At 69.7% G+C, this 13,084-nt stretch carries 2 protein-coding genes; both read left to right on the plus strand.

Going from position 1 to position 13,084, the window contains the following annotated elements:
• Positions 1–154: 154 nt before the first annotated feature.
• A complete protein-coding gene (locus ACYVN4_RS38385) occupies positions 155–9,496 on the plus strand; it encodes an amino acid adenylation domain-containing protein (protein WP_460727990.1) in 9,342 nt (3,113 codons plus the stop codon).
• Between the two features lie 314 nt (positions 9,497–9,810).
• A partial coding sequence (locus tag ACYVN4_RS38390) for an amino acid adenylation domain-containing protein (protein ID WP_460727992.1) occupies positions 9,811–13,084 on the plus strand: 3,274 nt, incomplete at its 3' end.

The raw sequence follows: 13,084 nt of genomic DNA on the forward strand, positions 1-13,084 counted from the left end.
AGAGCTCGGGCAGTAATTCTGCACCGGTGCACCCGTATAGGATTGCTCGGACCGCCGCCACCACCGTCGACAGCATCGTCGTGTGTCATGCGTGGATGTCGAATTCGCTTCGGCCGGGCGGAACCTGATGAACGCGAGAGGTGAATACACTCGAATGGATACTGCCCGCCGTTCAGCTCGTGGTAGTCGTCGCCGCCGGTCCGGCAGCCTGCTCTTCGGGCAGCTTCTGACCGCCTCGGTCGAGGCTGCGGCCGATGCGGTGGCGATCCGTTTCAACCCCACGGGTGCTCCCGCCGATCAGCGGGAACTCACCTATCGGGAACTCGACGAACTCTCCTCGCGGCTCGCGCGCGAACTGATCGATGCCGGGGTCGGCCCGGGTGACGTGGTCGCCATCGGGATCAGCCGCTCGCTGGAGTCGGTGCTCGCGGTCTGGGCCATCGCCAAGGCGGGCGCGGCCTACGTGCCGGTCGACCCGAAGTATCCGCCGGACCGCATCGAGTACCTGCTGTCCGACTCGGGCGCAATGCTCGGCGTGACCACCTCGGCGCATCGCGCGCAGCTGGGCGACGGCGTCTCCTGGCTGGTGCTGGACGATCCCGAGGTCGAGGCGCGCATCGAGGCGCGGCCCGCGCATCCCATCTCGTATGCCGACCGGGTGCGCGCGCTCACCGAGCAGCATCCGGCCTACGTCATCTACACCTCCGGTTCCACCGGCCGCCCCAAGGGCGTCGTCGTCACGCACACCGGTCTGGGTGCGCTGGTCACCGCCGAGCGTGAGCACTACGGCATCGACCGCGATGCCCGGGTGCTGCACGTGTGCTCGCCGAACTTCGACGTCTCGGTGCTGGAACTGCTGCTGGCCTTCTCGTCCGGCGCAACCCTGGTGGTTTCGCCGCCGACCGTCTTCGGCGGCCACGACCTGGCCGAACTGCTACGGCGCGAGCGCGTTTCGCACATGCTCATCACCCCGGCCGCGCTGGAGTCGGTGGACGCCGGCGGCCTGGACGACCTGCGCGTCGTGGTCGTCGCCGGTGACAAGTTCGGTCCGGAACTGGTGTCGCGCTGGGCGGTACCGGGGCGAGCCTTCTACAACGGCTACGGCCCGACCGAGGCGACCATCCTCGCCACCAGCAGTGCGGCCATGGTGGCGGGCGAGCCCATCACCATCGGCACCGCGATCCCCGGCGTCGGCGCGTTCGTGCTCGATACCCGGCTGCGGCCGGTGCCCGCGGGCGTCATCGGCGAGCTGTATCTGTCGGGTCCCGCGCTCGCGCAGGGCTATCTGGGCCGTCCGGGGCTGACCTCGGAACGCTTCGTGGCCAGCCCGTTCGGCAGCGCCGAGAACCCGGGCGTGCGGTTGTACCGGACCGGCGACCTGGTGCGGTACGGCCGTGAGGACGGCGTCATCGAATACCTGGGGCGCTCGGACTTCCAGGTGAAGATCCGCGGGTTCCGCATCGAGCTGGGCGAGATCGACAATGCGCTCGAGGCGCACGCGGACGTCGATTTCGCGGTGACGATGGGCAAGACGTTGCCTTCGGGCGCTACGGCTTTGGTGGCGTACGTGCTGCCTACGGCCGGTGCCGTCGTGGACACCACTGAACTTGCCGAGTACGTGGGTCGCAGCCTGCCTCCGCACATGGTGCCGTCCGCGATCATGGTGATCGATGAACTGCCCCTGACCGCCAACGGCAAGCTGGACCGGGCCGCGTTGCCCGAGCCGGAGTTCCCGGCGACCAGTACTCGGGCACCTTCCGGCCCGGTGGAAACGCAACTGGCACAGCTGTTCGCGGAGCTGCTGCGCGCCGAATCGGTGGGTGCGGACGATTCGTTCTTCGCCATCGGCGGTGACTCGATCCTGTCGATCCAGCTGGTGTCGCGGGCGCGGGCGGCGGGCATCGTGTTCACCCCGCAGGACGTGTTCGAGCAGCGGACCGTGGCCGGGCTGGCCAAGGTGGCCGTGGTCGGCGACGAGTCGGCGGTGGTCAAGCTGGAGGAGCTGGCGGGCGGCGGGGTCGGCGAGATCCCGTTGACGCCGGTGCTCGCGGAGTATCTGGCCGACGGTGTGTCGCAACGGTTCTCGCAGAGCATGGTGCTGGCGATGCCCGACGGCATCGACCGGGCCGGGATCGCGGAGACGCTGGCGGCGGTGCTGACGCATCACGACGTGTTGCGGGCGCGGCTGGTCGCCGAGGGCGACGGGTGGACGTTGCAGGTGCCTCCGGCCGAGGGGCTGGACGCGGATGCGCTGATCGCCGAGGTGGAGCTGCCTGCGGGGCTCGACGGTGATGAGCTGGCTCGATCGGGCAGTGCCGCAATGGATTCGACGCTGGGTGCGCTGGATCCTGTCGCCGGTCGCATGGTGGCCTTCACATGGGTCCGCCGTCCCGACGCCACCGATGTGCTGCTGGTCGCGGCGCACCACTACGTCATCGACGGTGTCTCCTGGCGCATTCTGATTTCCGACCTCGTGCTGGCCTCCGTGCAGCGCGCCGCCGGACAGCGGCCGTCGCTGCCCGCGGTCGGTACCTCGTTCCGGCGTTGGTCGTACGGGCTGAGCGAGGTGGCCGAGACCCGTCGCGAGGAGCTCGAGTACTGGCGCACGGCGCTGGCCTCGCCGGATCCGCTGCTGGGTGCACGCGCGCTGGACGCGACCGTCGACACCTATCGCACGGTGCAGCGCTTCAATATTCAGGTTCCGGCCGAGGTCACCGAGGCCGTGCTCACCGACGTTCCGGCGCTGTACCGGGGCGGTGTGAACGACGGTCTGCTGGCCGCGCTCGCGCTGGCCGTGCGGTCGTGGCGGGAGCGGCGTGGCGTCGATTCGCCCGTCACCCGGGTTCGCATGGAGGGCCACGGTCGTGAGGAGAGCGTCGTTCCCGGCGCGGACATCACCCGGACCGTCGGCTGGTTCACCACCGTTTATCCCGTCGCGCTGGATCTGACCGGGGTGGACACGACGGCCGCCCTGGAGGGTGGCGCCGCCACCGCCGGGGTCATGCGGTCGATCAAGGAACAGCTGCTTGCCATGCCCGACAAGGGCATCGGGTTCGGCATGCTGCGGCACCTGGATGCCGTGTCCTCCGGCGAGCTTTCCGGCCGGGTCGCGCAGATCGGCTTCAACTACCTGGGCCGCGTGTCCACCGCCGAGATCACCGAGGCCCCGACGGGTGCCGGGTGGCTGCCCACCGACGCGCTCGGTGAACTCAGCGTCGATCAGGATCTCGCCATGCCGGTGAGCACCGTCGTCGACATCAATGCCATCGTCACCGACGGCGAGGCGGGTCCCCGCATGTCGGTGTCGTTCCAGTACGCCGCCGACATCCTCGACGAGGACGCGGTGCGCGAGCTGGCGCAGGACTGGGTGGACGCGCTCGGCGCGGTCGCCCGCCACGTGAACGACCCGGCCGCAGGCGGTTTGACGCCGTCGGACGTGCCGCTGGTGCGGGCCACCCAGGTCGAATTGGATTCCTGGCGTGCGGAATACCCGGGGCTGTCGGATGTGCTGCCGCTCTCGCCGCTGGCGTCGGGGCTGTACTTCCATGCCCAGCTGACCGCCGGGGCCACCGACGATTACGTCACCCAGTTCGCGCTGGAGCTGGCGGGTAGCGTCGATCTCGAGCGCATGCGCCGCGCGGCGAGCGCCATCCTGGACCGGCACGCGTCGCTGCGGGCGGCCTTCGTTCCGGCTGCGGACGGCACCCCGGTGCAGGTCGTGATCGACGGGCTCGAAGCCCCGTGGCAGGTCATCACCGATGTGGCCGACGAGGACGTGCCCGGCCTGCTCGAGGCCGATCAGCGCACTCGTTTCGATCCGGCGCAGGCCCCGCTCATGCGATTCACGGTGTACCGCACCGTGACCGGACGCATCCACTTCGTGCTGACCACGCACCACCTGCTCTTCGACGGCTGGTCGCTGCCGCTGTTGATGAAGGATCTGCTGATTCTGTATGCGACGCACGGTGATTCGTCGCTGCTGCCGCCGGTGCGTCCGTACCGCGACTACCTGACCTGGCTCTCGCGCCAGGACCGCGACGCGACGTTGGAGAAGTGGGCCACCACCCTGACCGGTGCCCGGCCGACGCTGATCGGGAGCGTGCTGGCGCGGCCCGAGGACTCCGAAATCGGTTACGGGGAGATCGAATTCGAGCTCTCCGCCGACGAGACCGCGTCCGTCGCGGCCTTCGCCGCCGGGGCCGAGGTCACCGTGAACACGGTGGTGCAGGCGGCCTGGGCGCTGGTGCTGGCCGCGCTGACCGATCGCGACGATGTGGTCTTCGGCGCGGTGGTGTCGGGTCGCCCGCCGCAGCTGGACGGCGTCGACGACATGATCGGCCTGTTCGTCAACACCATCCCGGTGCGGGTGCGCTTCGACGCCGAATGGACCGTGCGCGAACTGCTGAACCGGGTGCAGTCCGAGCAGGCGTCCCTGCTCGAGCATCACTACCTGGGGCTGGCCGAGATCCAGAGCGCGGCCGGGACCGGCGCGGCGTTCGATTCGCTGGTCGCCTACGAGTCCTACCCGGTGGATGCCGAGGGGCTGCAGAAGGCCGGGAGCGATATCGACGGGCTGGAGGTGGCCGGGCTCAAGGGCGTGACCTTCACCCACTATCCGGTGACCGTGGTGGTGGAATCCGGTGCGACGCTGAAGTTCAAGGTCTGGCACCGGCGCGACACCGTGTCCGGGTCGACGGCGCGGGCGCTCGCGGATCTGCTGCGGGGGCTGGTCGGCCGGTTCGTCGGGGTTTCGACGGATGCCGTGGCGCCGCAGGCGAACTGGTGGCTGACCGGGGCTCCCGCCGGGCGGCTGGAGCTGCCCGCGGACCGGCTGCGTCCGGCGGTCGCGTCGCGGCGTGGCAACGAGCTGCATTTCGAGCTGTACCCCGAGGTGTACTCGGGGCTGGATCGCCTGGCGTCGCGGCACGACACGACCGTGTTCACGGTGGTGCGGGCGGCGTTCGCGGTGCTGCTGTCGCGGCTCTCGGGCGGGACCGACGAGATCGCGATGGGTGCGATCGGGGCGGATCAGGCTGCGGCGCTTGCTGTTTCCGATGCCGTGGTGCTGCGCACCGAGATCGATCCGGGCGTGCGGTTCGCGGACCTGCTCGAGGTCGTGCGGCGTAGCGATGCCGACGCGTTCGGGCGTACCGAGCGGCTGGCCGACGTGCTCGACGCCGTGCGCGGTGCGGCCGGTCATCCTGCTTTCCAGGTCATGATCGCGGGCGGCCAGAGTAACGGCATCGCCGACGTGGATCTGCGACTGGACGTCACCGATCGGCCCGGCGGGGTGGCGCTGGCGTTCACCTACGCCACCGATCTGTTCGAACCGGCGACCGTGCAGGACTTCGCCGATCGCCTGACCCGGGTGCTGTCGGCCGTCGCGGTCGACGAGCAGGCCGTGGTCGGCGATATCGACCTGTATGCGCCGGGCGAACTCGATCTCGTTCTGCACGAGTGGAATACGCCGGGCGCGCCGGTGCCGGACGTGACGCTGGTGGACCTCATCGGGGCGCGGGCGAAGCGGTATCCGGATGCTCCGGCCGTGCGTTTCGGTGACACGACGGTTTCCTTCGGCGAGCTCATGCGTCGAGCGAATCGCCTGGCGCGGGCGCTCATCGCGAGCGGCGCCGGACCGGAATCGCTGGTGGCGGTGGCGGTTCCGCGCACCGAGGAACTGCCGGTGGCGCTGCTCGCCGTGCTCATCTCGGGTGCGGGCTATCTGCCGATCGACACCGCCTACCCCGCGCAGCGGCTGGAATTCATGCTGGGCGATTCCCACCCGGTGTGCGTGCTGACCACCGCGTCGGAACGGGATGCGGTGCCCGCCGGGGACATTCCGGTGGTGCTGCTCGAGGAACTCGGCGAGTTCTCCGATGCCCCGGTCACCGATGCCGATCGGCGCGCGCCGCTGCGCTCGGGCCAGCTGGCGTATGTCATCTACACCTCCGGCTCCACGGGCGTGCCCAAGGGCGTCGGCGTCACCCACCGCAATGTGGTGGAGCTGTTCGCGAATACGCAGGCGCACTTCGACTTCGACGAGCACGACGTGTGGACGCTGTTCCACTCGTTCGCCTTCGACTTCTCGGTGTGGGAACTGTGGTGCGCGCTGGCCAACGGCGGCGCGGTCGTGGTGGTCGACCATCTCACCTCGCGGTCGCCGGAACAGTTCCGCGAGTTGTTGATTCGCGAGCGGGTCACCGTCCTCAACCAGACGCCGTCGGCGTTCTACCAGCTCGCCGAGGCAGACCGGGCCGCCGGGCCCGGGGACTTCGCGCTGCGCTACGTCGTCTTCGGCGGCGAGGCACTGGATCTGCGGCAGCTGCGCCGCTGGTACGAGCGGCATCCCGCGGACGCGCCGCGGCTGGTGAACATGTACGGCATCACCGAGACCACGGTGCACGTGTCGTTCCTGGCCCTCGACGAGGAGCTGGCCGAGCTGCCCAGCAGCATGATCGGCCGCGCCCTGCCGGGGCTGAGCGCACGCGTGCTCGATCAGCGGCTGCACCCGGCCCCGGTCGGGGTCGCGGGTGAGATCTATGTGGACGGCGCGCAGCTCTCGCGCGGATACCTGGGACGGCCGAGCCTGACCGCGGCGCGGTTCGTGGCGAATCCCTTCGGGGAGCCCGGATCTCGCATGTACCGCGCGGGCGACGTCGGCCGCTGGGTCGGCTTCGGTGGCGAAGCCAATCTCGAGTACGCGGGCCGCAGCGACCAGCAGGTGCAGTTGCGCGGCTTCCGCATCGAGCTCGGCGAGATCGAGTCGGCGCTGCTGAAACTGCCGGGCGTGAGCCAGGCGGTGGCGTTGGTGCGCACCGACAACGACGTCGACCAGCTCGTCGGTTACGTGGTGACCGAGGCGGGCACGGTGCTCGACCAGGCGGTTGCCAAAACCGCGCTCGGTGAGTTCCTCACCGCCTACATGGTTCCCGATGTCCTGGTGGCGCTGGACGTGCTGCCGCTGACCCCCAACGGCAAGCTGGACCGCAAGGCCCTGCCCGCGCCGGAGACGGTCAGCACCGTCGAGTTCCGCGCGCCGCGCACCGAGACCGAACGCGTGGTGGCCGCCGAGTTCGCGGCGCTGCTCGGCGCGGCCGAGGTCGGCGTGGACGACGACTTCTTCGCCCTCGGCGGCAACTCGCTGTTGGCCACCCGGGCGGTGGCGCGGATCAACGAGGCGCTCGGCGCGAGTCTCGCGGTGCGGGAACTGTTCGAGGCGTCCACGGTCGCGGATCTGGCCGCGCGCGTGGTGACCGGGGCGGCCGCGCACCGGCCGCCGCTGGTGGCGGGCGAGCGCCCGGAGCGGGTGCCGCTTTCCCTTGCCCAGCAGCGCATGTGGATCCTCAACCAGCTGGATCCGGAGTCGCCGGCCTACAACATTCCACTGGCGCTGAAGCTTTCGGGCCATCTCGATATCGCGGCGCTGCGCGCGGCGGTCACCGATGTGCTCGAGCGCCACGAGTCGCTGCGCACCCGCTACCCGGCGGACGCGAACGGCATTGCCTACCAGGAGATCCTGCCGGTCGGCGACGTGCTGCGGGTCGAGCCGCTGGCCGACGCGCTGAGCCTGATGACCGGTGTGCTGGCCGGTGGGTTCGATGTCACCGCGGAGGTTCCGCTGCGGGTGCTGCTGTGCACCGACGGCGGCACCGAGCACTATCTCGTTGTCGTGGTGCACCACATCACCGGTGATGCTGCCTCGCTGGCCCCGCTGGCGCGGGACATCATGCTGGCGTATGTGGCTCGCTCGCAGGGTGATTCGCCTGCCTGGACGCCGCTGCCGGTGCAGTACGCCGACTTCGCGCTCTGGCAGCGCGAGGTCATCGGCACCGATGACAACGAGAATTCCGTCGCCGCCGAGCAATTGGCGTTCTGGCGGGATCGGCTCGCCGGTGCGGTCGCCACGCTCGGCCTGCCGCTGGACCGTCCGCGGCTCGCGGTGCGCACCATGGAGGGTGGCGCGACCACCTTCTCGGTGCCCGCCGAGGTGCACGAGGGTCTGGCGCGTATTGCCCGCGAGCACAACGCTTCCCTGTTCATGGTCGTGCACGCCGCGCTGGCCGCGCTGCTGGCCCGGCTCTCGGGCGGCCGCGACATCACCATCGGCACGCCCATCGCGGGCCGTGGCGAACGCGTGCTCGACGATGTCGTGGGCATGTTCGTGAACACCCTCGCCCTGCGCACCGCCGTCGATTCGGCGGCCGCGTTCGGCGAGCTGGTGGACACCGCGCGTGAAACCGATCTGGCCGCCTACGGCAATGCCGATATCCCGTTCGAGCGGGTCGTCGAGGTGGTCGCGCCGGATCGTGGTGCGCAGGGCCAGGATTCGCTGTTCCAGGTGGTGCTGTCGTTCCAGAACACCGAGCAGGCCGGGCTGGAACTGCCCGGGCTGTCCATCACCGCACTCGACACCGGCGCGATCTCGGCCAAGTTCGATCTGCAGGTCACCATCGATCCGCGTCAGACCGAGGACGGTGGCCTCGGCGCGCTCGCCGGTGCGCTCACCTACGCCGTGGACATCTTCGACGAGGCCACCGTCGCGACCTTCGGGGAGCGGCTGGTGCGGGTGCTGACGGCGGTGGCCGCGGATCCGCGCCAGCGCGTCGGAGCCATCGAACTCGGTGGGGCACAGGCGCATGCGCAGCCCGCCGCGCCGGTCGTGCAGAGCGCCGCGGTCACCCGGGGCACGCAGTTGCCGCAGTTGCTGACCGCGGCCGTGGAGGACGATCCGGAGGGTCCCGCGCTGGCCTGGGGTGACGGCGCGCTGTCGTATCAGGAACTCGACGCGCGGTCCTCGCGGCTCGCGCGGGTGCTCATCGGTCGCGGCTGCGGGCCGGGCACCGGTGTGGCCCTGCACCTGGATCGCGGCATCGGCGCGGTGGTGGCGACCTGGGCGGTGCTCAAGTCGGGTGCGGCCATCGTGCCGGTGTCCGGCGCGGCCCTGCCCGCCGATCTGGTGATCAAGGTGGGGCTGACGGCCGAGGCGGGCGGCGTGGCGCCGGACGTCGACTGGCTGGTGCTCACCGACCCTGCGCTGGCCGCCGAGATCGCCGCGGCCTCACCGCGTCCGGTGACCTACGCCAGCCGGACCCGGGCGCTGCAGGGCGGCGATATCGCGTTCGTGAGCGAGGCGCGGGTGCTGACCTACGACGAACTCGCCGAACTGGTCAGCACGATCAGCGCCGACACCGGGCTGACCTTCGAGTCGCGGACCTGGCGGCGGGGTCGGTCCGACTCGCCCGCGGCCGTGGTCGAGGTGCTCGCGGCGGGCGGGAACGGCGCGTCGGTGGTGATCATGACGGTGGGTTCCGAGGAATCACTGGCCGAGGCACTGGCCGACGAGTGGGTGACGCACCTGTTCAGCGATCAAGCCGGACTGGACGGTCTGGATGCGGAGCCGCTCGAGGATCTGCAGGCCATCATCGTCGACGACGGGTCCGCGGACGTTGCTGCCGCCCGTGTTCCATGGGTCACTACCACCAGGTCGCTGGAATAGTAAATACCGGGTTAATCGAGGGGGATATACCCAGCTTCGGGACCGGTTCTGCGCGTTCGTCTTCCGCGATCGCGCAGAACCGTGCCGGTTGCCGGCACCGGATCTCACCGGCTACCTACTTTTGACACCTTGTCACCGAGCAGGCGCTCACTCACACTGAGGTGCACTCGAGCTCTGAGTGCCCGTGTGTTGCGGTGGATTCGGGGAGACGTTTCATGGTTCGGCTCGGGGGAGCGGTGGCTGGCGATTCTGAAAATAGGGCTGGTGAGATTCGCTCGGGCCGCAAGCGCCCCGTTCGGACCCGCACTCCCCGGTTGCACACGCTGCCGGAACTGCTGCTGACGGCGGTGGAATCAAATCCGGACGCGATCGCGCTGGTGCTCGCCGATGCTGCGGACACGCTCGAGGCGTGTAGCTATGCGGAGCTGGATGAGCGTTCCAACCGGTTGGCCCGGATGCTCGTCGAGCGCGGCATCGGACCCGAGGATCTGGTAGCGGTGGGGATTCCACGATCCCTCGAATCGGTGCTCGCGGTGTGGGCCATCGCCAAGGCGGGCGCCGGATTCGTACCCGTCGATCCGAAGTATCCGGCCGACCGGGTCGCGCACATGGTGACCGACTCCGGTGCGGTCCTGGGCCTCTCGGTCGCCGCCGCGCTTCCCGAGTTGCCCGGCGCGGTGCCGTGGTTGGCCATCGACAGTCCCGAACTGCTCGCGACCTACCCGGCCGAGTTGATCACCAATGCCGACCGGGTGCGACCGCTGCGCGGCCACCATCCCGCCTACGTCATCTACACCTCCGGCTCGACCGGGTTGCCCAAGGGCGTGGTGGTCAGCCAGGCCGCCGCCTCGGTGTACTGCTCGGTGCAGCGCGAGCACCTGGACGCGACACCGGATTCCCGTGTACTGCATGTCATTTCGCCGTCGTTCGACGTGTCGGTGGGTGAGCTGCTGCTGGCGGTCGGCGCGGCCGCGACCCTGGTGATCGCCGCCCCCGAGGTCTTCGGCGGTCCGGAGTTGGCGGCGCTGCTGCGGCGCGAGCGGGTGACCCACATGATGATCACCCCGTCGGCCTTGACCTCGGTCGAGCCGAGCGGGCTGGACAGTCTTCGGGTGCTGGTCGCCGCGGGCGAGGCGTGCCCGCCGGAGTTGGTGCGGCGCTGGGCGATTCCGATTGCCGACGGGCGGGTGCGCCGGTACGTGAACGGGTACGGGCCGACCGAGGCCACGATCCTCGCCACCACCGCCGATCTGACGCCGCAGACGGCGGTGACGATCGGCGGACCGCTGCGCACCGTCACCGCGTATGTCCTCGACGAGCGCCTCGTGTCGAGTCTCGCAGCCGCGCCCGGGGAGCTGTATCTGGCGGGGGAGCAGTTGGCCCGCGGTTATCACAATCGGCCGGGGCTGACCGCGCAGCGGTTCGTGGCGAACCCGGTCGGGCCCGCGGGGTCTCGTGCCTACCGCACCGGTGACCTGGTGCGTAAGAGTGCATCCGGGGAGTTGGAGTACCTGGGGCGCAATGACTTCCAGGTGAAGATTCGTGGGTTCCGGATCGAGCTGGGTGAGATCGATGCGGTGCTGGCGTCGCATCCGAGTGTGGATTTCGTGGTGACGATCGGGCACGAGTTGGCCGACGGTGCAACCATTCTGGCCTCGTACGTGCACGGTGCCGCCGCGATCGATCCGGAAGAGCTGAGCGCACTGGCCCGCCGCCGGCTGCCCGCACACATGGTGCCCACCGTCATCACCGTGCTGGACCGGATTCCGTTGACCCCGGTCGGGAAGCTCGACCGGCGGGCGTTGCCCGCGCCGCGGCTGGGCGGCACCGTGTTCCGGGCTCCGGCGGGACGGCTGGAAGCGGCCGTCGCCGAGGTGTTCGCGGAGCTGCTGGGCGCCGTCGAACCGATCGGCGCGGACGACAGCTTCTTCGAACTCGGCGGCAATTCGCTCATCGCGACCCGGGCCGCGGCGCGGCTGGGCGCGCTGATCTCGGCACGGATACCCGGTCGGCTGCTGTTCACCGCGCCGACGGTCGCCGGGCTGGCCAAGGAGCTGGCCGGACTCGAGGGCATCGGTGGCCGGGCGGCGCTGGTGCCGCAGTCACGGCCGGAACGCATTCCGTTGTCCCCGGCACAGCGGCGGATGTGGTTCCTCAATCAGTTCGATACCGCGTCGGCGGCGGAGAACATTCCGTTCGCGCTGCGGCTGACCGGGGCGCTGGATGTCGGGGCGTTGAGGGCTGCATTCGGGGACGTGATCGAGCGGCACGAGGCGTTGCGGACCGTGTATCCGGCGGTGGACGGTGTCGGTAGCCAGGTGATTCTGGCTGCGGCACAGGCGATTGCGGAGCTCGTGACGCAGTCCGTGGCTACGGAGGAACTCGCGGGGTGGCTGGCCCGGGCGGCGCTGACCGGGTTCGACGTGTCGGCGCAGGTGCCGTTGCGGGTGCAACTGGCCCGGCTCGGGACCGATGACCATGTGCTCTCGATCGTCGTGCACCATATCGCCGCCGACGGCTTCTCCACCGGGCCGTTCGCGCGGGATCTGCTGACCGCGTACCTGGCTCGGCATTCCGGTTCGGTTCCGCAGTGGCGGCCGCTGCCGGTGCAGTACGCCGACTACACGCTGTGGCAGCGTGAACTGCTGGGTGAGGAGAGCGAGCCCGATTCTCTCGCCGCCGTGCAGATCGCCTACTGGCGTGCGGTTTTGGCGGGCATTCCGGAACGCATCGACCTCCCTGCCGATCGGCCTCGACCCGCGATCGCGTCCGGGCGTGGCGCGACCTTCGCCTTCGAGATCGGGGCGGATCTGGTCGCGGCGATCGAGGGGCTGGCCAAGTCCAGCGGTACCTCGCCGTTCATGGTGCTGCACAGTGCTTTCGCCGCGTTGCTGGCCCGATTGTCCGGCACCGGCGACATTGTGATCGGCAGCCCGGTGGCGGGTCGCGGTGAGGCCGAGCTGGACGATCTGGTGGGGATGTTCGTCAACACCTTGGTGCTGCGGACCCGGGTCGACCCCGGTGCCTCGTTCGAGCATCTGCTCGACGCCGCCAGACAGGTTGACCTGGCGGCCTTCTCGCATGCCGAATTGCCGTTCGAGCGGCTGGTCGAGGTGCTCGACCCGGTGCGGACCCAGGCGCATCATCCGCTGTTCCAGGTCGCGATGTTCTTCCAGAACCTCGACGCGCCGCGCGTGGAGCTGCCGGGGCTGGTTGTGGAAGCCGTCGAATCCGACGGTGCGATAGCGAAATTCGATCTGCAGCTGTCATTGCTGCCGCGGGAGCACGGTGGCATGGGGGCCGTGTTCACCTACGCCACCGATCTTTTCGACGAGCGGACCGTCGTGGGGTTCGCGGAGCGGCTGGTGCGATTGCTGTCCGCGGTGCTTGCGGACACTTCGATGCCTCTCGGGGATATCGAATTGCTCGACGGGGCCGAGCGGCTGCGAATGCTCCAGGAGTGGAACGACACTCGGCGCGCTATTGCGGACGAGTCGCTGCTGGCCGGTTTCCAGCGGGTGGTGGCCGCGCAGCCTGATGCGGTGGCCGTGCATTTCGAGGGTGTGGAGCTGACCTATCGGGAGTTCG

Source organism: Nocardia heshunensis (assembly GCF_054782115.1).

What these genes read in the sequence shown, in the direction of transcription:
- ACYVN4_RS38385 (WP_460727990.1), top strand. Translation starts at nt 155, where the DNA reads ATGGATACTGCCCGCCGTTCAGCTCGTGGTAGTCGTCGCCGCCGGTCC.